Origin of the sequence: Anaeromicropila herbilytica (genome assembly GCF_016591975.1) — a bacterium.
In the GTDB taxonomy this organism is placed as follows: Bacteria; Bacillota; Clostridia; order Lachnospirales; family Lachnospiraceae; genus Anaeromicropila; species Anaeromicropila herbilytica.
The window spans coordinates 1,227,520-1,251,256 of record NZ_AP024169.1 but is presented as its reverse complement, the minus strand read 5'-3'; the positions used below and the strand labels follow the sequence as shown (position 1 = coordinate 1,251,256).

Sequence of the window (23,737 nt, the reverse complement as noted above, 5' to 3'; positions counted from 1 at the left end):
GTACCTCCTTCTTAACACATACCCTTCGCAGTATTTTCAGCTAAGACTTTTTTCAATGCTTCGATACCTTCTTCTGGAACCTGATTAAAAGGTGCACGACACTTGCCCACATTGTATCCCAACAATGAAACTGCTGTTTTAACAATTGTATTTGGATTACCATGTTTAAATACCGCACGTAAGCTTACTATAGAATCTTGTGCAGCTTGTGCTTCCTCCATCTTGCCAGCCACAAATAAGTCATATATGGAGGACAACACTCGTGGGTACACATTACAACAACCAGTGATACCACCTGCTCCACCCTCTTTTAGAGAAGGTAGGATGAGTGAATCATTCCCTGATAATACTCCAAAATCTTTGTTTAAATCACGTGTCTGAGTGATGTATGCTAAAAGGTTGTCCCAGTCTCCACTAGAATCCTTTGCTCCAACAATAACATCTACATCCTTAGCTAACTTAGCCACCGTCTCTGGCAATAACTTGTTACCAGTACGAGCTGGAATGTTGTATAGCACAATTGGTGTATCCACATGTTTTGCTACCTCTACATAATGGTCATATAGCTCTTTTTGTGATGCCATCGCAAAACTAGGTGTAATGATTGACAGAATATCTGCTCCTAATTCCTCTGCTTTCTTACTCATACGGATGGTATCACGAGTAGAGATACAACCTGTTCCTGCATATACTGGAACTCTTCCCTTTACTTGATCAATTGTAGCTTCTAGAACTTCAATCTTCTCATTCTCGTTTAGGATATAACCCTCACCGTTCGTACCGAATGGAAATATTCCGTGAACACCACCTTCTATCTGACGTTCGATCTGCTCACGTAGCACATCGATATTAACACTCTCATCCTCATTCATAGGGGTTATAATCGCTGGAATAATACCCTTTATTTCTACCTTTTTCATCTGGCATTCTCCTTATATATTACATTTGGGTTAATAAAGGTAACCTATAAACCTAATTATCTAAAACATTCATAATGTTCCAATATATACTGATAAGCTATTATTTAAGTGATATGCTGGCACATTATGATTGTCTTTTATTACATTATTTCCTGATACAAAGCCCTTGCATCAGCAGGGGTAACTTCTCTCATATTGTTCACTAACAGACGTTGAACCTGCATTCCTGCATCTACTAATCCATCAAGATCTTCTTCAGCAACTCCGAACTCCCTTAGATTAGTAGGAATGTCTAGATCCTTAACGATTTTCTCCATCCATGCAAGAATATAAGCGCTCTTTTCCTCTGTTGTAGTGCAATTTTGATCTGTATGGACGCATCGATCATAGATGGCAGCAAATTTATCCCTACATAATGGTTCGTTAAAACGCATAACTGGTGCCAACATGATAGCATTGGACACACCATGGGAGATGTGATACTTTCCACCAAGAGGATAGCTTAGCGCATGAACAGCAGTTGTTCCTGATGCGGTGATTGCTAATCCACCATAGTAAGCTGCGATCTGCATTCGATTCTTTGCTTCCATTGCTTCTGGATCGTCGCAAGCAGCCATGATATTATTCAAGATAAGATCTAGACCCTCAAGTGCATACAAATCACTGAAAGCGTTAGCCTTTTTGCTAGTGTAGCATTCTACACAATGAGCCAGAGCATCAACACCAGTGGCTGCCGCAATTTTACGTGGTAGGTTCTTAATCATTCTAGCATCCAATATTACATAGTCTGCAATCATATTTTCATTAACAATTCCAATTTTCAGCTCTTTTTCTGGAACACCTACAATAGCGTTAGGAGTTACCTCAGCTCCAGTACCAGCAGTGGTAGGAATAAGTACAATAGGAACACACTTACGAGCCAAACCAGGATCATCTAATAGCTCTTTAACTCCATATTCATCAGTAACTAGTACACTAGCGAGCTTTGCTGTATCCATTACACTACCGCCACCGCAAGCCACTATCATATCTGCTCCACTGGCTTTGAATTGATCTACTAGCTTCTGCACATCAGTATAAGTTGGTTCTGGTGGTAGGTCATTTAATACATAATAATCAACCTCTGCTGCCTTTATTGCTTCCTCTGTCAGAGATAGCAGACCGCAATCTTCTATTCCCTTATCTGTAAATAAAGCTACTCGCTTAACGTTTCCGTTCTTAAGTATGGTAGTAATGTTCTCTATGGTATTTTCCCCACCATATACAGCATGGGGCATTTTGATATTATAAGTTTTTAACATATCTAAGTCCTTCCTTTTCTCTTAGCGTATCTGAGCAGCTGTAGGGTTATAAAGTCCAACACTCTCTCTTTTTTCTCCGAGCACGTCCTGCTCAGTAAAACGAACATATTTCACTCCTTTTCGAGTGTGGGACGCGTAAGTCAAATGAAGTGCTCCGTCAGAGGATTGCATCAAATATGGATATTCGTACTGACGATTGTTGGTCTTGTTCTCATCACCCATGAAGCCCTCGCCTCTTTCCATCCAGCGAACAATAGGGAATGTTAAACCTCCATCTTCTGATAGAGCCACTGCTACTGGACAACGAAGTCCTGGCCATGCAGCCTTACCAGGCTGTGGATCTTTCGTACAAGTTGGATTGTAAGCAATTGCAATACGACCACTCTGTAAACGTAGTGCACTGATACTAGAATTGTTGTTAGGAAGTGGAGTTGGTGCTGGCACGCTCCATGTTTCACCCCAGTCAAAAGATTCGCTACGGTGAATACGATAAGCCTCTCGGTTACGCATAAAAGCAACAAGATGTCCATTTTCTAGCTCTACAACGTTGGCATGAACATGACCATTACTCTTAGGCATCATTACCATTTTCCATGTCTTACCCTCGTCATCCGAGATACGAAATGCGGTTGGATCACCAGATAACCCGTCTACTGAATCAGTACATAACCAGTTAGAGAATATCCAACGTCCGTTAGATAAAACTTGAATTGGTTGACGGCAGAAGGTTCCCTCCTCTGGGAAAACAGTCTCATAGGCTCCCCAAGTCTTTCCACCATCGGTGCTCTTTTGACAACGAACCACAGCTGTGTATTGCATGTTGTCCTTACCCGCTTGACGGTCTAACTGTGCAGTATACATAGCCCATACAGCATTATCAGGTCCGTAAAATAAGGAAGGATTCTGTTCACTGCGAGTAGTGTCGCTAGAAATATCAACTGGTGGCAACCAAGCCAGCCCATCCTTAGGTAAGATAGAACAGATGATACGAATATCTGCACTTCCCTCATAAGTACCTGCAAACCAACAGCATATAAAATCGCCATTAGGTAACTCTAACATTGCTGGTGAATGAGCGGTTGGATATCCGCCAGTAGGAAGTAGTGCTTCTAGTGTTCCCATATCATCATTTTGGTAGATAGTTCCATCCCAAGTCAATCCTTGTAGTTTTGCATATTGCATATTATTGTCCTCCTAATTTTTATTATTTATCAAAACTTAAATATTATTAGTTTCTATATCGTGGTACTGGAGATTTTACATGCTAGATCTACTAGTAACGTCTCCTGTCCAAAGCCGCCAGATTTAGAAATTACCTGATTTCTTTTCTCTCCAAGTGAAAAATTAGACAAAACAGTCCCTGGTGCCAGTTCACAGATTGGCTCCATTTCTCTCACTCCCAAGTTCTCCATACAACCAAGTAGTGTGTCTCCTCCTGTAATCATAAGAGTACTTTGAAGACCACTTTCTAGAAGGTATTTTAAAATATAGCCATAAGATACTGCAATCCGCATCCGAATCTCATCAAGACTCAATCCGTGAGCTTTTGCATAATCTTTTGTATCCTCTCGTCCTGGTAGATCATTACTGTCTAGAATCACACAGGAATGTGTTGTTAAAAGATCTTTCCACTGGGAAAGCTTTTCCTGTCCATGTGAGCTAGTCCAGAATTCCTGATCCAGTCTTTCCTCAGGTTTCAATCGAATCCTTAAGAATCCATTCTTCTCAGCGTAGTCTAGTTGAGCAGCAGTTATCGGATTCACACTACCACAGATCACTAACAAATTAGGAATCAAATTTATGTTCTGTCTGCTAACTCTCTCTAGTCCAAGCAGTTTCGGTAGTACTGTGGCAAATCCTGCGCAACCTGCAGTCAGGTGCATCTGATCTGTATCATATAGATATTGTCCCAAAGTCTCAAGCTCTTCGTCTGTTTTGGCATCCCACACTAGAAGCTCTGGCTCCGTTTGAGTCTCTTTACTATATTTTTTCTCCGATAAGTGTCTATTACTATCAGTTCTGATACTTACCTTTACCTCACTCTGAATTCCGATTATCTGTGGAATATAAGAGCAAGTCACCGGCTCAAAAGGGTCCTTTCCAAATACGCTCTCACTTACTGGGACATCATCGATGTAATGGATTCCCTCTTTGGTCCAACGCTTCATCTTAGGAAAGGCTGGAAGAAAGGAAAGAGTTCTTTCTCCTGTTGCCGAAAGCATGGCTGTCAGTTCACTTCCGATATTTCCTCTTAAGGCAGAATCCGTCTTTTTATAAAGATATGGGATTTTCTGTTCGATGGCTCTTTTGGTAATATCGTATACAATATCATAAGCTTCCCTAGGGCTTAAGTGTCTTGTTTCCGCATCCATTACCAGAACCTGAACTTCTGAATCCACTTGGTTTAAGTCATAATTTGCACTTGTCACTACTCTAGTATTTGCTCCACTTGCTGCAAATTGAACCCCTGTATCTAGTGCTCCGGTAAAGTCATCGGCAATTATCAATAGAGTTATCAAATTCTCACCGCCTTATTTTCATATTTAAACAATTAAACTTTTTATTCTTTATTTCTTCTTTACATTTATTATTTTATACATTTTTTAATGAATAAACAATTAAGTTTGTCTTATAATATGTTTCATTATAGTACATTGTGTATTTTTATGTTGAAATATTTGTTCATATATAGTACATTGTTTATATATTAAACAGCTTACGCAGTTACAAGCAAAGGTTCCCCCTAAAAAGGGTTAGAAAGAGAGGTTATATATGGAGAATGGTAAGATTAAAGTATTAGGAATAGCACCTTATGAAGCCATGAAAACCGCTATAGAGAGGCTGGCAAAGAATAGGACGGACATGAAATTAGATGCATATGTAGGTGATCTATCCTATGGAAAAGAATTAGTTAATCGACATATAGAAGAGAACTACGATGTTATTATATCCAGAGGTGGAACAGCCCGTTTGATTGAGGAGATAACAGAGGTCCCTGTAGTGGAAATATCCCTGTCGGTCTACGACATTCTACGAGCAATTAAACTAGCGGAGAATTATCAGGAACGCTACGCAATCATTGGGTTTTCAAATATCACAAGCAGCGCTCATCTACTCTGCGACCTACTTCAGTATCGTGTAGATATTTTCACCGTTCATTCAGCAGCAGAAGTGCGTCCACTACTTACTAAGCTTAAGATTCAAGGTTACCATATGGTAGTCTGCGATATGATTTCCCACACAGAGGCCAAGCTCCTAGGCCTCAACGCTATCCTTATTACCTCTGGTGCAGAAAGTATTGAGGATGCCTTTAACCAAGCGGTAAAAATTAGCACAACGCATATGAAAGTCCACAGGGAGAATCAATTTATAAAAGAAGTATTAAAGAACTCCGGGAATTATACGGTTATTTTTGATTCTGAGGAGAATATTTATTTTTCCACTTGGGATAAGAAAAACGAGACTGAGGTTTATGATTTTCTACGCCAGGAACTCCCTAATGTAAAATCCTTGGATAGTCATAAAATATTCCATAATATTGAAGGAACCCTTTTCTCCATAGTCGGTTGCACGCTCCCTTACGAAGGACAACAGTACGTGATATTCTATTTTACTGACTCCAAAATTCCAATTACCCCTGGAAAATATGGAATTCGATTTTCAAATAAAAAGGAAGCTGAGGAGCACTTTTTCAATAGCTTCTATAGAATCACAGGTGCGATGGGTGACCTTGCTGATTCCATTAATCAGATAAGCCAGAGCTCCTTTCCTGTCATGATCATTGGAGAAAATGGTACGGGTAAAGATCAGATTGCTAGGGTTCTTTATACACAGAGTACTCTTCAGTCCAATCCTATGGTTACCATTGACTGTAGTCAACTAACGGACAAAGGCTGGACCTATCTGACCAACCACTATAATTCTCCTTTTAATGACAACAATAATACAATTTATTTTAAAAGTATAGAAGCTCTAGATCCTGAACGAAGCCATCAACTGCTTTCCACCATCATTGATACCAACCTTCACCGCCGTAACCGGGTGATCTTCTCGTGCATTAGTCAGAGGGATTCCCTTCTTCCTCCTGAAGGTCAAGACTTTGTCACACGCCTATCCTGCTTGACCATCTGCCTACCAACTTTGCGGGAAAGGATTCAGGAGCTTCCTACACTGTCAAGTATCTACCTATCCACTTTGAATGTGTCCCTAGGCAAGCAACTTGCAGGCTTTGAACCCAAAGCCATGGAAATGCTAATGCAATATGATTGGCCACAGAATTATACACAATTTAAACGTCTAACCAGAGAGCTTGCAGTTCTGACGATTACACCTTACATTACTAGCAATTCTGTGGCCATTCTTCTGGATAAGGAACGTTCCTCTATCAACGGCACCAATACATCTCCTGTAGAGACTTCCATGGACCTTACAAGACCTCTGGAAGAAATCACTAGAGATATAATAAAAAAAGCCGTGGCAGTCAACCACGGCAATCAAAGTCTCACCGCTAAGCAGCTGCAGATCAGTCGTACTACACTCTGGCGTTATCTGAGAGAGTAATAAGGTGACAAGCTGTTCATGTATGTGAAACACCATCATTAAGTTATGCCTTCAACACAAAAAAGAAGTTGTTTTCTTTAAACAACTTCTTTTTTGTTAACGTTATTAATATAAAATTATTTTTCCTATTTACGTGGCTCTTCGATTTCTTCTTTCTTATTATATATTTGCATAGTACCTTCCAAAAATATATTAAATCCAATTCGATCAATAAAAGGCCCAAGTTTGTCTCCCATTTCAGCGTTTTCTGAATAGTATTCAAAAATAGAGTCTACCATCTTCTCAGCCTGATCTTCTGTTAATCCTGTTGCAACTTCATCTGGTAATCTTGGATAAAAACCAGCACTTCCACCTACCCGAATGATATAGCCCTCCTGGTTCGCAAGAATTGCAATATCCTTACTATTTGCACTTGTACATGCGTTCAAGCACCCAGTTACGCCAATTTTTGTTCGATTCGGTGCCGTTCTTCCATAATATTTTTTTTCAAGTCGCAAACCCAATTTCACTGAATTTTGTTTCGCTCTTTTGCAAAACGCAGCTGGACAAATTTCTACATTTTTAACTGAATAGGAGGATCTCACTCCTGGCTCCATACCTAAGTCCTTCCACGCATTTTCAACATCCTCTGGTTTTATACGAAGTATCGATATGCGCTGACCCGAAGTGATTTTAATTTGTCCCTTATATTTCTCTGCAACTTGCGCAATCTTCATTAAATCTTGTGGCGAAATAAACCCTCCAGGGATTCTAGGTGTTATACCAAATGTTCTCTCGCCGTTACGCACTTTTTGAAGTACTGCAAAACTTGGATCACTCATTCATTCACCTCTCTTCTTATTGCCTAGTTACCATAATTAACTATAATATAGTTTATTCTTATTCAACTGTTATAACAGATACAGGACATCCGTCACATGCTTCTATTGCAGAATTTTCATTATCCATTGGGATAGTATCAACATACACCTCAGCTGGGCCATCCTCACCCATACGAAATACCTCTGGACATATAGAAGTACAAAGCCCACACATAATACAACCATCTCTATCAATTTTTGCTTTCATCTGTTTCATCCTTTCATATTATAATATAAATTATTGAATATATCATTTACAGTAGCATTTCTAAGGCGCTTTTCTAACTTTAAACTTCTATATATATTATGTAATTTTATTATTCTTTTTTCTTTAAAAGCCCTTTGCATAATGTACTTGACTTATATTCATTGATTTCCCGATTATTAAGACTCATGAAACATAGTTATTATTTCTATATCTTTAACAAACAATACAAGAAATTAATTTATATTTATCATACAATTAAATATCATAAAAGTATGTTGCAAAAGCTACAAAACTTGAACAACATCATTTTTATTTCTCAATACCTATTATTTCTACTTTATCATTATCAAGCTTTACATTTGTATTCGCATTTTGGGAACAAACTAACCGTTCCAATTTACTTAGTTTATTTAAAACAGAAAAATCGGAAATATAATTATCGGTTACATCTAATACATGTAATTCTTTTAAGTATTTCACCCATTCTATGGATTTTAATTTACTACTTGTAACGTTAACTACTTCTAAGTTAGGAAAATTCTTTACAAACTCAAGAGCTTTACTAATATCCAGCTTCTCTTTCTTTCCTGTTGCTTCCTTACTAGCAATGGAAACGATCCGTAAATCAAGGGTTTTTAATGATTTATTTGTCTTGATGTTCTCTAGATTCATAGTTATATCAAAGCCATATATTTTTACCGTTTCTAGTGAAGGAATTTCTAACACAGTCTCTAAATTTTGACATTCTTTTGGAATAAAATCATCACCATATATTTTAAACTCTTGTAACGTTTTGACACCAGATAGAAAACTAAAATCCAAGATATCAATTCCAAAACCATGATTAATCGTTAGTGATCGCAGTTTCTTATTCTCACTTAATAAATAAGCATTATCATACTTACAATTATATAATTTTAATTCTTCTAGATTCTTCATTGGTGTCAATAAACTAAAGTCTTCCAGACCTGATACTTTGAGCCTCTTAATATTCTTTAACTTTTTAAGATAATCCATATTTTTATTATTTTCACTTATGCCAAGAGATTCTAGATTGGTTAATGTACCAATAACTTCAAAATTCTGACTTTCAAAATCAGCATCGAGGTTTAATGTCTTTAAATTTTTTAAACCTTTTAAAGATGCAACATCATATAATTCGCCACCAACAATATTTAAAGATTTTAAATCTTCCATACCTTCAACAAAATCAAGTGTTCTTAATTCATAACAAGATAATGTTAATTCTTCTAATTGTGTCAATTTGCTCAAAGCACCAAAATCGGATAATTGATCTAAATTCAAATTCAGATTTTTAAGGTTATGGCAGTTTGTTAATTTACTAATATCAGAAATCTCACCAGAATTCACAGTTAAGCTAGTAAGGTTAGCAAATTTCTCTATTCCATCTAATGTTTCTCCATATGCATTTATTACCAACACTTCTATCTGTGATACAGGTATTGACTTCTGCAAATCCTTTAAGCTACCTGAACAAGTAACATATTTTAATTTGCAGTCTTTTGAGAATCTGATCTGTGATATGCCTAATTTATAATCAAAGCGTGTTATTCCTTTAAAATCGGTAAAATCACTACTCCATGGAAGGCCTTTTATATCAATTGTCCAAGTTTTCGTGGTATTACGGAATTCTTCTTCATTACTATATTTACTATAGTCCTGAAAACTATATTCGTAGATATAATGACCTTCCTTAATACCAACACTTACGTATTTAATTCTGTTCTTTTCTTTTTGTGTTATTGATTTATAATCTTTTTGGAAGACATCTGATAGAAACAATTGATTGCATTCTCCGTTTTTATTCGTTAAGCCATCCGAATCTGCTTCTAGATTATTGTTATTCTTCGATGTAACAAACAATATCCCTACAAGCATTAATACTACTATGCTTCCAATTATCATAATCAATTTTGAAGCTGAAATGTTATTTGTTTTTGCTTGTTTATCTTTTACAATATTTATATTAATATTTGTGTTTGGTTCATCATCTAGAGCGATAATCTGTCCACAAAATGAGCATCGTGCATATCCATTTTTAGCAAGATCCAAACTGCCACCACAATTTGGACATTTTAACTCAATTAATTTCATTTTCCATCTTTATTATGTATTTCCCCTATCGTGCAAATCATACTAAATCTTACTTAATACTAAAAGAAATAGGAGCAGAAAAACCACTACTAGAATACAAATAGCGATTCTAATCTTAGTGAAGGTTATTGTAATATTTATATTCTTTTCTTTCTCCTCTTCTTCATCTAGAAAGTACGTTTTATTACAATTTGCACATCGATAAAACTTTGATTTAATACGTTTTATCTTATTACCACAATATCTACAATACATAATCTCTCCTCACACATTATTTACTTTATCTTACCATGAATTTCCTACAAAGAAAAGACGTAACTCATCTGTATGATAACCAGTTGCGCTCAACTATAGCTACTGCATTACCTCTCATATTTATTTACTATAATATATGCATCTTCTAAAGTAGTTTCTCTAGATATGCATTGAATCAATGGTTGCTTAATAGAAACAAACTTCACGCGAATTCCATCCAGAGTATGTATCTTATTAACAATCTGATAATCCGAAGCAATTATTTGAACTTCACCTTCACCCTTTACAGTAGTTTCATATGACATTCCCTGAGTAGTTTGTAATAAGTCTTGTACTGTTTCCTTATAGTCTACTTTCCCTTTTGTAATATGCAAAGTGTGTTGCTAGTAGCTGCTAGATCTTCGACAACGTGTGTAAAAAATAAAACACTGCAATTTTCCCCCAGGGCATTGTCCAATTTATGATTCTCTCCTATGTAATCTATAACTTATGCGATTCCAAAAAAGCATGGCTCAAATCATGGAGTTACGTTTTAGGAACTACCTTTATTTTATCCATCATTCTGTTAATTGCACTAAAACTGCTTCCGATTAGCTATTCCACTATTGTTGGCACCCAGGCTCTTCCCTACTGGTTCGGTTTCATAAGTAACATTACCATTGAGTTACTTTGTGCTCATATAGCACTTTGGCAGGCGAAGCAAGTTTGCCCAGAACTCAACATTGTTTCACCAAGAATGGATTTGTATTTGCGATTTTCCAGAATGGCTCATGAGATATATGGGGAATACTAATAGTAATATATAAAAGCGATAAATGGTTCCTCAGAAAATGCGGAGTATTTATCGCTTCTATCTATTTATTTCAGTCAATCTCCCGCCTTCCAACTCTCACTTTCTAAAGCTCCTAGCTTTTCCCTCCTGAACCGTATCTCCTGTCTGAATATGTCCAAGCATGATTGGTGATTCATGATCATGAAGCTTGTAATTCTCAAAGGCTTTCTGTGGTGTCTTATTCGCATAACAATACTTGCATCCATTCATACATGTATCATATGCTCCAATGTCCCTGCACTCGATACAATGGCATCCTTGTCTGGAACCCTTATGTATTACATCCTTAAACTGAACACCGTTTGCATTTCCTAAAACATCAAGTGTTGTGCATCCCGAAGTATGAATTCCATATTCTGTGTAATCGCCATTGGTTCCGCAGGTCTGAACATACATTCCATATTTCTTTACAATAGAACCGATTCCTTCTGCAATTTGTTTTCTATCTCCATCTGTAAATGGGATAATCTCTGGCATATTGGTTTCGAGTTTCTTATACATCTCAACAAAACTGAAAATGCAACGATCTACATTTGGTGCAAGACGTTTCGTCATGTATTCAAATGATTCCAAATGCTTTTCTAATGTATATTCCTTTGTAAAGAGAATCGGATCATATCTCCAGGCAATCTTATTTTTTCCTACAATCTTAGAAAGTTGAATCAACGTATCCATGCTATCTTCATTAGATGGTACTCCAGGTTCAATCTCTTTCCCATAAGCTGTGATTGTATAATGATAATAAGTATTGTAGCGTTCCTCAATCCAATCCAAATGAGGTAACAAAGGCTTATAGTTCTTAGAACAAAATACGATGCAGTCCACATTTTCAGGTGTAAGATCCAATTTTGTTACTTTATTATTAAACAAAGGATTTCTGGAATAAGCATATCCCTCTTTCAACCTCTTCATTAACCAAGGGGTATAGTATTGCACCGTATCGGTACGTCCGCATGGACTAAGTATCATTTCAATTCTCCTTCTTTTTTGCTGCTTTCTTCGCAGAAGGGGTCAATTCCTCATGGAAGAAATAATTTGCAATAATCGGTGGCTCTTCAAATGGTCTTTTTATGGAATCATCATCTCTCACATAAATAAGTCCCTGTTCCTTGGTAAATTCCTTCATTTCCTGATCAAGCTGTGACCAGTAGGTTCTGTCCTTCTTGTTATAGATGGCATCATATAATGGAACTAAATCTGGATATTTCTCTTTGATATAGTCCATTATGACGGATTTATATCCACCACGAAGATTAAGATTTTCCAACCATACAAGATTACATTGATTCTTTGCGCGAAGAATAATCTCTTTCAGATCAGTGATGCCAGGGAAAATTGGAGAAATAAAACATGTTGTTCTGACTCCAGCATCATGAAATGCCTTCATAGCTGAAAGTCTTCTCTCAATGCTCACGCCCTTATCCATATCATTCTTAAAATCTTCATCTAATGTATTGATGGACCATGACACTCTTGCATTTGGAAATGTCTTGATTAAATCCATATCTCTTAATACCAGATCTGACTTTGTTGCAATGCTAACGGTACATCCACTTCCCTGCATATGTTTTAATAGTGTTCTTGAACGTTCATACTTTTCTTCGAGTGGCTGATATGGATCAGTTACAGAACCAATGAATAACTCTTTTCCTGCATACTTTTGTGGGTTCTTAATATCTGGCCAATTCTTGACATCTACAAATGTTCCCCATTCTTCCTCATGTCCTGTAAATCTCTTCATGAAAGAAGCGTAACAATACTTACAAGCGTGGACACATCCACCATAAGGATTGACTGAATAATCTGCCACCGGAAGATTCGATTTTGTGAGAACACTCTTTGCTTCTATTTCTTTTATTACTAAACTTGTATCACACATATGTTAATATCTCCTTTACACTCTTAGATCTACATCCATCCAGCACTGTGGATCTGGTGCGTAAAACCTTCCATATGTTCCGTATGCTACAGATGGACATCCTCTACACCACGCTAATAATTTACACTTGGCACATTTTTCAAATTTTCCATACTGTCTATAATCATCCATTTTCGTCAACCAGATATCAGAAATCTTATCCGTGTAAACATTTCCCACAGAGCTAATGCATCTCCTACAAGCGTACAATTCTCCAGTCGAAAGTATTGTCATATGACAATTTCCGCAGTTACATCCACCATAAATCATGCTTGATTTTGCATTCTCCGGAATCACAAATTCTCCCTGCTCGTAAGCAAGCAATGTCCAAAGATGATCCTTACGGTTAAATTTGGTATGACAGCCATTTTCTTCATATTCCTTATATTGCTTATCGGTTTCCTGCAAAAGCTTGTGATATCTCTCTGCTGTCAACCCTACTCCATCATTGTAATTATCATGTGCATCATCCACCTTATCATCCAGTGTTGGACAATATCTGGAAAATGCAAATACATCTGCACCATATGCAACAACCGTATCTATCACATCGTGCATCTCATCTATATTTTTATCAGAAACTGTGCTCATAATTACTGCACAAATTCCTGCTTTTTTCAAAGTCGCTATATTGTCTAAAGTTATCTGAAAAGATCCTTGTTTACGAAACCAGTCATGTGTCAGTTCCATTCCATCAATAGACATCTGATACTTATCACATCCAAGTGATTTCAGTCTGGAACAGACTTCATCGGTCAAATGAAACGGATTACCCATAATTGTAAATTTGATATTTCTAACTTTAAATTCTTCTAATAATCTCCAAAAATTAGGATGAAGAATCGGATCTCCACCTGTCAGATAAAAGTAAGGAATGCGACCAAACTTTTGGCAAAATTTCTCGCAGTTGGATAACACTTTCATCATCTGTTCCCAGTTCATGGAATGCAGACAGTCATTTTCTGGATTATTAAAGATATAACAGTGTTTACAACGCTGGTCACATTCGTCTGTAATGTGCCACTGAAAAGCAAAGTACTTTGCCATTTTATCATTCCTCCAAATAGAGCTGGACACATCATATGCCCAGCTCTTAATCAACTACTCATTACCTATATCTATTAGTTCGCTGCGCCACACGCACTTCCACATGCGGAAGGTGCTTCTTTCTTCTCCTCTTCCAGTGTGGCTGCTCCGCAAGCCGAACTACATGCTGATGATGTATCCTCTTTCTTATCTGCATCTTCAGACCAGTCAGCCAGCTTATTTAATGATGAAATCTTCTTTCCTTCCACAAAGCTCTGACCTACTTTCTCACCTACTGCATAATATCCTGCCTGGAAATTATCCCAAACGATTGCATGAAGCTTTGATACATCCATCTTGCCATTATCACCGAGCATCTTTTCATCTACAAGCACATTCTTAATCTTTCCAAGGATACGTGCTTCTTCTGGTGCGCTGGTTTCCTCTTCAAGTTCGCATTCGATGGTAAGAGGATACTCTTCAATAACAGGTGCATCCACATATTCACTCTTTACTGCATGGAAACCAGATTTTTCAAACTTCTGTGGATCTTTTGCTCCAGACACAATTCCAAAATAGTCAGACTGTGCCATCGTCTCTACTGTTGCAATAGCAAGTGTAAATGCCTTACGTTTTCTAATATTCTCTGTAGTACGATGATTCTCTAAAATATACACTTCTGTTAAGTCGCTTGCAGCCATTCCTGCCCAAGCAACGGTCATAACGTCTACGCTTCCATCATCGTTATAAGTTCCTATTAAAAGAACCGGTGATGGGAATATTGCTGGTTTTACGCCTAAACTGATTTTTGCCATAATAAATACCTCCGACTTTCTTAGCTTGTTGTTTTCTTAGACAATCTCTTTTACCTGTCCAAAATCCATCTCCATAGGGCGAATGAACGACCATGTGGAATGAACGACTCTCCACTGACCATCTTCTTCCTTCTGATATAACTCAATGCAGTTATACTTCATATTGATCATGTTCGTATCTGCATAAAGTTCATAAGTGAGAAGTGCCATGTCCTGACCAAACTGCACTCTCGGTCTTACAAAATCGTAGGTATCCGCATGAAGCTGTCCTTCAATGGTATCTAAGAACTCACACACATCTTTGTGCGAGTCTACTCTGTGAGGCTGAGCACCATCAACATAAGTAAAGTTCTTCTCAGACCAAAGATTTCTATAACCTTCTGTCTTTCCATCGAACCAAAGGTCAAGTGCATGTTTCTCAAGACCAATGATATGCTCTGCAAGCTCTTTCTGCTCTTGTGTGTAGTTCTTTTCGTAATCAGTGTTTGTATTCATTCTAAAATCCTCCACCTAAATTTATTTTTATATAAAACTATTTTGTGTTTTAAATATTACTATATAAAACTATTCGCGTCAAGTATTTTTATATAAAAATATTTTCGGCGTTTTAGAAATGAATTCAGATACAGTTTTTGTCCTTGTATCTTAAAGATACCACCTCAATTTTTTAGTACAAGTACTCAAAAATAAGATACCTGGTATGTTTATAGATACTATAAGTCGAAGTAATAGACTTCTATTTTGTAGAATCCTCACGAGGAATTTCAGCCATAGCAGTTTCTAAGTTATTTAAAATTCTTTCCAAATATCCTTCTAACTGCTCGATCTCTTTATCTTCAAAGCCTGCATAAAAAATGCTGCTAAGTTTATCACTGACTTGATTTCCCACTTCCTCTTGTTCAATTCCTGTCTGAGTTAAGTCAAACCATTTCTTCCTTTTATCTATTTCATCCTGAACACTTACAATAAGCCCCTGCTCTTCCTCTAATCGCTTCAACATTAAAGTAAGAGTACTATTTGCAAGACCTGTGACCTGTGCAAGTTCTGATGCTGTCTGAGGACGTTTATCCCAAAGTGCAGACACAATCTTACCCTGTTCTGCATTGTAGAGTGCCCTTCCATCATTGGACAGAAGTCTATTGAACAATCTTCCATTTAGAAGATGTATTTTCAGTGTCAGATATCCGCCATTCTTTGTAATTGCCATCGTTTTCTTCCTTTCTGTTGTTTGCAAATATCTTACTATGTAAAAAGATTTTCGTCAATTATTTTTATATAAAACTATCTTGACTTTTCTTTTTTCAGGTAGTAGCATTTACGGTATAAAAAAATACTAGGTTACAAAAGGAGATGTTATCTTGAAAGAACTGGGAACTTACGAAGAATACTTAACAGATGTAAAACAAGGAATTGTCACAGATCTTGGTACTGAAAACCTATAAAACGTAAACCAGACTATCCGTTTCACAAACTGCCTACCTATGCAGCTCTTCGGCATGAAGATAATCAGAAAATCTATTGTTTATTTATGGATGTTCCTAGAAAAAAGTTAGGTGTAGCAGGAGATACGGAAGAATACGCCGATATCATCAACTTAAAATGTGATCCTGATATGAAAATGATGATTGCCGGTCAACATGGTATTCTTCCTTCTTATCATATGAAGGCTGGAAACTGGATTACTATGAATGCAAAGTATTAGAAGCTGATATCCATTATCCTTATGCAGATGAAAATGTCAGCATGAAAAAAGTGATGAAATTGAAGCTTTTGAACATCTTTGATAAAGATGCCTTTTCTATCAGTGTTCTTAAATCTCATGGTGTAACTACTGTAAGAGGACCTAGAAGTGTACCAACTTCTCTCCTACACGAAATAAAGCAATACACAAGATAACTAACACTACATAACTCTCAGAAAGGAGGACGCCATCTATGAGCGAACCATTACCATTTGACCATATCTGGAATCCCTGGCATGGATGCCACAAATATAGCGAAGGCTGTGAAAACTGCTATATGTTTTATTTGGACAAGCAGCGTGACAAGCGTGGTGACGTTATTTATAAAACAAAGACAAATTTCAAACTGCCACTCAGTAAGACTAGAGCAGGTGAATATAAGATTCCAAGCGGTTCTAGTGTACGTCTCTGCATGACAAGTGACTTCTTTCTGAAGGAAGCAGATATCTGGCGTGATGAAGTATGGGATATCATAAGACAACGCCCTGATGTCCATTTCTGGATTTTGACCAAACGTGCGGAACGAATTGTAGATCATCTTCCTTGGGACTGGTGCGATGGCTGGGAACATGTATCATTAAATGTCACAACAGAAAACCAAAGACGTGCAGACGAAAGAATCCCCCTATTACTTGACGTTCCTGCCAAGCACAAGGGGATTATGGTTGCTCCTTTTATTGGTCCTGTTGATATATCGAAATATCTTGCCACTGGTCAACTTGAATCTGTTCTTGCCGATGGCGAAAATTATGAAGGTGCCAGACCTCTTCACTATGAATGGGTTGAGTTTCTGTATCAGCAATGTAAGACTTACAATGTCCCATTCTCATTCTATGGAACAGGTAATGTCTTTGTCAAAAATGGTAAACCTTATCACATCCCAAAGTCTTACCAGCGTGTTCAGGCATTGAAATCTAGACTCCAATATCCTGAAATCACCGGTGAATTTAAGATACAAAAGCGTTGTGCCACCTGTAAAAGAAGATATTCCTGCAGTGGATGTAAGTGGTGTGGACAATGTGAAAAATAAGCCATCGAGGTATCATCCTACCTCAATGGCTATGTATAATGTTCTGTATTAAATTGTGAACTCAACAAGAAACTGGAAATTGATAACTTGTTAAATGAATCTCTCTAATCATCTTCTTGTGTCTATCTTGGCATCAGATCAGAATCCATCATCTGATTGAAAAGATGGACTTCATCGTTTACATCCAGCATCCATTTCAATTTGATACAATTCAAAATATCTTGCAGCATCTCTCTTATATACAAAATATGGTACCCATCCTCATCTAATGGACGAATATCCGCTTTCTTTACATGGATCACCTTTTTTAACTTCGTCCCAACTTGGGACACCTTTCAAAAAGTCTATTTTTGAAAAGTGTCCTTTAAGTGCAAAAATCTTAAATTGAATTTTATAAGGATGTTTGAAATTATCACTAACTATTTCAAACTATGGACTGTCAATTTACTGTCAATTAACTTTCCTCTAGTAGTTCGACATGCTTCAAACCCTTGATTTTACTTGCTTTATTTATCCAAGCTCTTCATTGTTGGGAATAACAATACATCCCTAATCGCAGGTGAATTAGTAAGTAACATTACTAAACGGTCAATACCATATCCGATACCGCCAGTTGGTGGCATACCAATTTCTAACGCATTTAAGAAATCTTCGTCAGTATGGTTTGCTTCATCATCACCTTGATCAAATAGTTTTTCTTGTTCTTCAAAACGTTGTCTTTGATCAATTGGATCATTTAACTCAGAATAAGCATTACACATTTCACGTCCATAGATGAATAATTCGAAACGTTCAACATATTCTGGTTTTTCTGGTTTTCTCTTCGTAAGTGGAGAGATCTCAACTGGATGATCCATTACAAATGTAGGTTGAATTAAGTGTTCTTCTACGAATTCTTCAAAGAATAAGTTTAAGATATCGCCTTTTACGTGACGAGCTTCATAATGAACGCCCTTTTCATCAGCAATCTTCTTCGCTTCTTCGGTATCTGCAACTGTATCAAAATCTACTCCAGTGTATTTCTTAACTGCGTCAATCATTGTAATACGTTCGAAAGATTTACCAAGATCAATCATTTCTTCTGCATATGGAACTAATGTAGTTCCGTTTACTTCTTGTGCTACATAACGGAACATATTCTCTGTTAGATCCATCATACCGTTATAATCTGTAAATGCTTGATATAATTCCATTAAAGTGAATTCTGGATTGTGTCTTGTATCTAATCCTTCGTTTCTAAATACACGACCGATTTCGTATACACGTTCCATACCACCAACGATTAATCTCTTTAAATAAAGCTCTAATGAGATACGTAATTTAACATCTTCATCTAATGCATTGTAGTGTGATTCGAAAGGTCTTGCAGCAGCTCCACCTGCATTTGTTACTAACATAGGTGTTTCTACTTCCATAAATCCTTGTCCATCTAAGTAACGGCGAATTGCGCTAATAATCTTAGAACGTTTTACAAATGTTTCTTTTACGTCCGCATTCATAATTAAGTCAGTATAACGTTGACGATAACGAATATCTGTGTTAGTAAGTCCGTGGAACTTTTCAGGTAGTATCTGTAAGCTCTTAGATAATAAGATTACACTTGAAGCATGAATTGATATCTCGCCTGTCTTAGTCTTGAATACTTCACCTTCAATACCAATGATATCACCTACATCATACTTTTTAAAATCAGCATATGATTCTTCTCCAATGCTGTCTCTTGCTACATATGATTGAATATTCCCAGGTAGATCTTGAATGTTGCAAAAAGATGCTTTACCCATAATACGTTTTGACATAATACGTCCTGCTACACGTACTGTTTTACCATCTAAATCTTCAAATTGTTCTTTAATCACTGTACTATGATGGGTAACATCATATTTCGTAACTTGGAATGGATCCTTTCCATTCTCTTGTAAATCCGCTAATTTTGTTCTTCTTACTTTTAATAATTCATTTAAATCCTGTTCTACTGGCTTTTGTTCTGACAAAATCTTTCTCTCCTTTATATGTAACCAAATTTAAGGTTAGATACCTGATATTGAAATATCCCTAATGTAAAAGTTCTATTTCCCCTAGATACTAACCTTAAAGTTGATTATCTTAATTTGACCTTTGTATCTCTAATATTTTATATTGAATAGCTCCTGCTTGAGTCTCAACTTCAATTACATCATTCACCTTATGACCTAATAATGCTTTTCCAACTGGTGATTCGTTAGATATTTTACCCTTTAAGCTGTTCGCTTCGGTAGAACCTACAATTTTATATTCTAAGATATCATCATATTCTAAATCCATAATCTGAACTTTACAACCGATGTTTATTACATTAACGTCTACGTCTTCTTCAACTACTACTTCAGCATTCTTAAGGATTTTATCGATTTCTTCAATTCTTGCTTCGATATCACGTTGCTCATCTTTTGCTGCGTCATACTCAGCATTTTCTGATAGATCCCCTTGCTCTCTAGCTTCTTTAATCTTAGCCGCCACATCTTTTCTTTTATTTACTTTAAGATCTTGTAATTCATCCTCTAATTGTTTTAGCCCCTCATAGGTCAATATGTTCTTTTTCTCTGCCATGTTAAACCCTTCCTCCAAACTTGCATTATTACTGAAAATGAATTCTAATTATGAACATGTTAAGAATATGTTCAAAGCTATTAAAATTCTATTTACATTCTTCAATACATTCTTAGTATTATATCGTATCATTGTACTATTGTCAACAATTTCGCCCTCTTTACACCGAGAAAAGCTACCTTTTATTGGTTAAAATAACTACATATTTTATTCTTTTCTCATCTAATGCGTGTGACTAAATGTTGAGATGTAGTCCAATAATTTAATATCATAACAAGTTGCTTCCTTTAGTAATTCCACAACACCGTAATTTCTGCTATTACTTCTGACAAAGTTACTAAACACAAAGCTCTTTACTTTTAAATAATAAGCAAACATCTCATTATTCACTATGGTACTATTTGCAGTTAAAACAACATCGTATATCGTTTCAAGATCCTTCCTCCTAGAATATAAATACTGTAGTTTCTCTTTATTTGATTCTAAATCGATCACTACAGCACTTTTATCAAAGTAATTATAATTTTTATTTAGTTTCTTATTGGCATCAATTATGACATTACCTCCTATAGGCTCTTTCACGGGATTCGAAGTGACATCTATAACTAATCCTGTTGTATCATATATTTTCTGCTGAATTTCCTCAAAATATTCGACACGATTCGTTATTATAGTAAGATAATTCAAATCCTTTAAAAATAACTCCAAAAGATATTCCATTCTATAATCTTCTGAATCAATAATTACTAATCGTAACGATTTGTATTCTATATTATGCTCCTTTAATATTTTTTTCATCAATTGATCTAACACCATGTACATTAGTACCTTTTTATCATCCTCGGATTCTATTGAAGTATCTACATATTTTTTAAATTTATTCGGTATAAATAGATTATTTAAATCATATTTTATCCTAACTTTTTCTATATAGTCTTTGATAAAATCAGGGTCATACTTCAAAATATCTTCTTTTGTGAATGGTAATATAATATTATATCCTTTTTCCGAAAGATAATTAAATTCTTTTATTAAAATTGGTAATTCCTTTATCAATTGCTTTTGATACTGATTCTTTGCATATTGCTTTACATATTCCTTTTTAGATAATTTCGAGAATCGGTTAATTATTCTTTTCAGAAAATAGTTCACTTCTATTTCATCTTTTTCTTTCGCTAATTCTAATATATTAAAATCTTCCTCCATGATTAACCTCATCCCCCTATACTTATTCCATACGAATTCTAATCTTGGAATAATATATGAATGAAGTATTGTTTTGATGTGTTAGAAATGTACTAATATGAGTTAGATATCTTGTTTTTAATGTAGTCAAAAATGGAGCACTGAGAACTCCCCAATGCTCCATAGTATTAAATATATTTTTTCTCTAATTCTTCTAATAATTGAATATAGCGATTTTGGAATCCTTGTTTCGTTGCTTCTTCTTCAAATTCTAGAGAGTTTTGGTTAACCTTATCCATAAGTTCTTTCGTTAATTGTTTTTGTCCAAAAGGATAGATTACATCATTTTCTTTATCAATGTGACGATTTAATAAATGAGTGTAACTAATTGCATTTGCAATTACATCAAGTTTACTTTCCTCATCATTTTGTTTCACTCTTTCGATTGCGTCGCATAATTCTTTAATAAATAATCTACCTAGGTCATGTTCAACAAGCATACCATTACGAACCAGCTTAACGCCAAGGTCACCAAGACTATCCATCATTTCTTGAAACAAGAATTTTTCTTCTTTTCCATGATGATGCTTATCTGCATAATTCTGAATAAAATCAACCATTTTCTCAAAATCTTCAAAACAAATATCTTCGCCTTTTAATATCTTATAACATGCTTTTCTTACTACTACGAGCATTCGTTTGATATAATCATGCTCTTGTACCATTAATTCAATACTATTCATATCCGTTACCTCCAATTTTGATATATAGCCTTAATTCACATATATTCTTTATTTACTTATTTACTTAATTTAAAAGTATCTTCATCTATTTGCTCATATGATATATTCAATTCTTCTAAATAGCCTTTCGTGAAAGCATCTCTTAATTGATAATATTTACTTACATCTCCACCTATCGCATCCCAATATTCATGATGTACACATGTATGTCTTATTATTAAAATATAATCGTTCGTTGACTCGCTGATGCTAGTTGCATGATCGCATGGCATACCATCTAGTAATAAATCTTGTAATTCCTTATAGATTTCTTCTATTTGGTATGAATCATTTGTACCATATTTTTCATTCACTTCTGCTCTTTTCTTTTTACCTATCTGATAATAGATTTCTTCTAGGTCTGCTAACAATGTACCTTGGTCTTTCTTTAATAGTTCAGTAATGGAATATGCAAATTTTTTCTCAACCATCTGTACTCGTTCTTGAAGCCATCCATGAATGTCGGAAGGATTAATAATCTCTCCTAGTGGTCTTAGATCCATCTCTCCATATTTTTCATCTAGAGTCTTCTTAAAATCAGTGTTTCCTAACTTATTTTCTGCGTAATCTGTAATACTATCTACAAATTCCTGTTGTAATAATATCTTGTTATATAGCCAATAATGGATTGGTCCTAAAAATGCGCTCATTTTGTTCTCCTTTTTCATAAATAATTGTTTGTAATTGATAGTAATGTTTTCTTATTTATTACTATAATATAATTGGTTGAATTTCAATGTAGCTGTAGCTACATTTCATCAAGTATTTTTTTATCCATAGAAAAAAGGAACCTTATATACTAGTTTCTATGGTTGAATTTCACCATCTAGTCATAAGATACCTCTTACTCTTAAATATTATTCTTTTATATTATCAATATCATTTAACTTTTATTGTTCAATTTTAGGAACTTTAAGTTAATAAACAAAATCCACAGTAACAGATGCCTTTATCAGATTCTCTCCAGGTTCAATTGGTGTTACTGTACTTGCTTCTTTAAACAATCGAACTTCTGAATATGGTATTGGTGATGTTGTATTTTCAACAATTCGTGTTGGTATTGGTGCTAAAGAATAACCTAGATTCATCGCAAAGGAAGTAGCCTTTTGTATCGCATTTATAACTGCTAGGTTCAAAGCTTCCTGATAAAAATAATCCGAATTCGCAATCTGAAATGTTATTAAGTCCACTACATTCGCACCACTTTTTACTGCCGTATCAATTACTTTACCTATCATTTTCATATCACTTATCGTAATCTCAAAGATATTTCGAACGACATAACCCTTATCTATTTGTTTTCCATCCTGATATTCGTAATTTTTATCAATTATATATTGTACTGTTTTAATGTCTTTTACTCCCATGCTTCTTATTGCATCAATTACATTCTGACTAATCTTTGCATTGTCTATTTGTATTTCTTCTAGGTTTGCTCCATTAGTCTGAACTCCTAATCGAATAGTAGCAATATCAGGAACTGCAGATACTTGCCCCTCTCCAGTTAATGTCATGATTTTGTATTTTAATGGATTATCATTATATGATGGATTCATAAAAGAACTCTCACCTCTAAATATACTTATAGAAACATATGAGT

25 protein-coding genes and 1 pseudogene are annotated in these 23,737 nt (G+C 35.6%); 4 read left to right on the top strand and 22 right to left on the bottom strand.

Features of this window, described 5'->3' with window-relative positions:
• Window positions 1–11: 11 nt before the first annotated feature.
• The 4 genes from dapA to bsdtb5_RS05485 all read right to left on the bottom strand — a co-directional run bounded on the left by dapA (window position 12) and on the right by bsdtb5_RS05485 (window position 4,740).
• Entirely contained in the window at window positions 12–920 is a 909-nt protein-coding gene (gene dapA / locus bsdtb5_RS05500) for a 4-hydroxy-tetrahydrodipicolinate synthase (RefSeq protein WP_271715032.1), read from the bottom strand.
• 140 nt (window positions 921–1,060) lie between these two features.
• A complete protein-coding gene (locus bsdtb5_RS05495; RefSeq protein WP_271715031.1) occupies window positions 1,061–2,221 on the bottom strand; it encodes an iron-containing alcohol dehydrogenase in 1,161 nt (386 codons plus the stop codon).
• 21 nt (window positions 2,222–2,242) lie between these two features.
• Window positions 2,243–3,403 carry a sialidase family protein gene (locus tag bsdtb5_RS05490; RefSeq protein WP_271715030.1) on the bottom strand — a complete coding sequence of 387 codons (1,161 nt, stop codon included), beginning with the start codon at window positions 3,401–3,403 and terminating at the stop codon, window positions 2,243–2,245.
• 53 nt (window positions 3,404–3,456) lie between these two features.
• On the bottom strand, window positions 3,457–4,740 hold the full coding sequence (locus tag bsdtb5_RS05485; protein WP_271715029.1) for a four-carbon acid sugar kinase family protein: 1,284 nt from the start codon (window positions 4,738–4,740) through the stop codon (window positions 3,457–3,459).
• Between the two features lie 253 nt (window positions 4,741–4,993).
• Between bsdtb5_RS05485 and bsdtb5_RS05480 the strand changes: the two genes are divergently transcribed.
• Entirely contained in the window at window positions 4,994–6,781 is a 1,788-nt protein-coding gene (locus tag bsdtb5_RS05480; RefSeq protein WP_271715028.1) for a sigma-54-dependent transcriptional regulator, read from the top strand.
• 125 nt (window positions 6,782–6,906) lie between these two features.
• On the opposite strand, the gene bsdtb5_RS05475 is transcribed toward bsdtb5_RS05480, so the two are convergent.
• The 5 genes from bsdtb5_RS05475 to bsdtb5_RS05455 all read right to left on the bottom strand — a co-directional run bounded on the left by bsdtb5_RS05475 (window position 6,907) and on the right by bsdtb5_RS05455 (window position 10,593).
• On the bottom strand, window positions 6,907–7,602 hold the full coding sequence (locus tag bsdtb5_RS05475; RefSeq protein ID WP_271715027.1) for a nitrite/sulfite reductase domain-containing protein: 696 nt from the start codon (window positions 7,600–7,602) through the stop codon (window positions 6,907–6,909).
• Between the two features lie 58 nt (window positions 7,603–7,660).
• Window positions 7,661–7,849 (bottom strand): ferredoxin, encoded by a 189-nt coding sequence (locus bsdtb5_RS05470; RefSeq protein ID WP_271715026.1) that lies wholly within the window; start codon window positions 7,847–7,849, stop codon window positions 7,661–7,663.
• A gap of 309 nt (window positions 7,850–8,158) precedes the next feature.
• Complete coding sequence (locus bsdtb5_RS05465; protein ID WP_271715025.1) at window positions 8,159–9,964, bottom strand: leucine-rich repeat domain-containing protein; 1,806 nt, start codon at window positions 9,962–9,964, stop codon at window positions 8,159–8,161.
• Between the two features lie 42 nt (window positions 9,965–10,006).
• The gene (locus bsdtb5_RS05460; protein WP_271715024.1) at window positions 10,007–10,219 is read right to left on the bottom strand and encodes a hypothetical protein; all 213 of its coding nucleotides are present in this window, start codon (window positions 10,217–10,219) and stop codon (window positions 10,007–10,009) included.
• Window positions 10,220–10,326: 107 nt separating this feature from the next.
• Window positions 10,327–10,593 (bottom strand): hypothetical protein, encoded by a 267-nt coding sequence (locus bsdtb5_RS05455; protein WP_271715023.1) that lies wholly within the window; start codon window positions 10,591–10,593, stop codon window positions 10,327–10,329.
• Window positions 10,594–10,898: 305 nt separating this feature from the next.
• On the opposite strand from bsdtb5_RS05455, the pseudogene bsdtb5_RS21880 reads away from it, so the two are divergent.
• Window positions 10,899–11,009: pseudogene (locus bsdtb5_RS21880) on the top strand (Y-family DNA polymerase); the annotation flags it as partial.
• A gap of 99 nt (window positions 11,010–11,108) precedes the next feature.
• On the opposite strand, the gene bsdtb5_RS05445 reads toward bsdtb5_RS21880, so the two are convergent.
• From bsdtb5_RS05445 to bsdtb5_RS05420, 6 genes are all read right to left on the bottom strand, one after another.
• Window positions 11,109–12,020: a DUF1848 domain-containing protein gene (locus bsdtb5_RS05445; protein WP_271715022.1), complete on the bottom strand. Its 912-nt coding sequence runs from the start codon at window positions 12,018–12,020 to the stop codon at window positions 11,109–11,111.
• 1 nt (window position 12,021) lies between these two features.
• On the bottom strand, window positions 12,022–12,930 hold the full coding sequence (locus tag bsdtb5_RS05440) for a radical SAM mobile pair protein B (RefSeq protein WP_271715021.1): 909 nt from the start codon (window positions 12,928–12,930) through the stop codon (window positions 12,022–12,024).
• Between the two features lie 15 nt (window positions 12,931–12,945).
• Window positions 12,946–14,016, bottom strand: coding sequence for a radical SAM/SPASM domain protein, ACGX system (gene acgM / locus bsdtb5_RS05435; protein ID WP_271715020.1), 1,071 nt, complete (start codon window positions 14,014–14,016; stop codon window positions 12,946–12,948).
• A 74-nt stretch (window positions 14,017–14,090) separates the two neighbouring features.
• Window positions 14,091–14,810, bottom strand: coding sequence for a flavin reductase (locus bsdtb5_RS05430; RefSeq protein WP_271715019.1), 720 nt, complete (start codon window positions 14,808–14,810; stop codon window positions 14,091–14,093).
• A 36-nt stretch (window positions 14,811–14,846) separates the two neighbouring features.
• Window positions 14,847–15,305, bottom strand: a complete 459-nt coding sequence (locus bsdtb5_RS05425) for a DUF4440 domain-containing protein (RefSeq protein ID WP_271715018.1) — start codon at window positions 15,303–15,305, stop codon at window positions 14,847–14,849.
• Between the two features lie 241 nt (window positions 15,306–15,546).
• Complete coding sequence (locus bsdtb5_RS05420; protein WP_271715017.1) at window positions 15,547–16,017, bottom strand: MarR family winged helix-turn-helix transcriptional regulator; 471 nt, start codon at window positions 16,015–16,017, stop codon at window positions 15,547–15,549.
• A 231-nt stretch (window positions 16,018–16,248) separates the two neighbouring features.
• Here bsdtb5_RS05420 and bsdtb5_RS05415 point away from each other — a divergent pair, with 231 nt between their 5' ends.
• Together bsdtb5_RS05415 and bsdtb5_RS05410 are read left to right on the top strand one after the other, a co-directional pair.
• Window positions 16,249–16,512 (top strand): MmcQ/YjbR family DNA-binding protein, encoded by a 264-nt coding sequence (locus bsdtb5_RS05415; protein ID WP_330612006.1) that lies wholly within the window; start codon window positions 16,249–16,251, stop codon window positions 16,510–16,512.
• A 232-nt stretch (window positions 16,513–16,744) separates the two neighbouring features.
• A complete protein-coding gene (locus tag bsdtb5_RS05410; protein WP_271715016.1) occupies window positions 16,745–17,581 on the top strand; it encodes a DUF5131 family protein in 837 nt (278 codons plus the stop codon).
• 122 nt (window positions 17,582–17,703) lie between these two features.
• On the opposite strand, the gene bsdtb5_RS05405 is transcribed toward bsdtb5_RS05410, so the two are convergent.
• The 7 genes from bsdtb5_RS05405 to bsdtb5_RS05375 all read right to left on the bottom strand — a co-directional run bounded on the left by bsdtb5_RS05405 (window position 17,704) and on the right by bsdtb5_RS05375 (window position 23,693).
• The gene (locus bsdtb5_RS05405; RefSeq protein WP_271715015.1) at window positions 17,704–17,883 is read right to left on the bottom strand and encodes a hypothetical protein; all 180 of its coding nucleotides are present in this window, start codon (window positions 17,881–17,883) and stop codon (window positions 17,704–17,706) included.
• A 204-nt stretch (window positions 17,884–18,087) separates the two neighbouring features.
• Window positions 18,088–19,575, bottom strand: a complete 1,488-nt coding sequence (lysS, locus tag bsdtb5_RS05400) for a lysine--tRNA ligase (protein WP_330611946.1) — start codon at window positions 19,573–19,575, stop codon at window positions 18,088–18,090.
• A 112-nt stretch (window positions 19,576–19,687) separates the two neighbouring features.
• Window positions 19,688–20,170, bottom strand: a complete 483-nt coding sequence (gene greA, locus bsdtb5_RS05395) for a transcription elongation factor GreA (protein WP_271715014.1) — start codon at window positions 20,168–20,170, stop codon at window positions 19,688–19,690.
• A 222-nt stretch (window positions 20,171–20,392) separates the two neighbouring features.
• Window positions 20,393–21,376 carry a S41 family peptidase gene (locus bsdtb5_RS05390; protein ID WP_271715013.1) on the bottom strand — a complete coding sequence of 328 codons (984 nt, stop codon included), beginning with the start codon at window positions 21,374–21,376 and terminating at the stop codon, window positions 20,393–20,395.
• A gap of 167 nt (window positions 21,377–21,543) precedes the next feature.
• Window positions 21,544–22,098, bottom strand: coding sequence for a hemerythrin domain-containing protein (locus tag bsdtb5_RS05385; protein WP_271715012.1), 555 nt, complete (start codon window positions 22,096–22,098; stop codon window positions 21,544–21,546).
• A gap of 56 nt (window positions 22,099–22,154) precedes the next feature.
• On the bottom strand, window positions 22,155–22,787 hold the full coding sequence (locus bsdtb5_RS05380) for a hypothetical protein (protein ID WP_271715011.1): 633 nt from the start codon (window positions 22,785–22,787) through the stop codon (window positions 22,155–22,157).
• Between the two features lie 267 nt (window positions 22,788–23,054).
• On the bottom strand, window positions 23,055–23,693 hold the full coding sequence (locus bsdtb5_RS05375) for an SIMPL domain-containing protein (RefSeq protein WP_271715010.1): 639 nt from the start codon (window positions 23,691–23,693) through the stop codon (window positions 23,055–23,057).
• Between the last annotated feature and the right edge of the window lie 44 nt (window positions 23,694–23,737).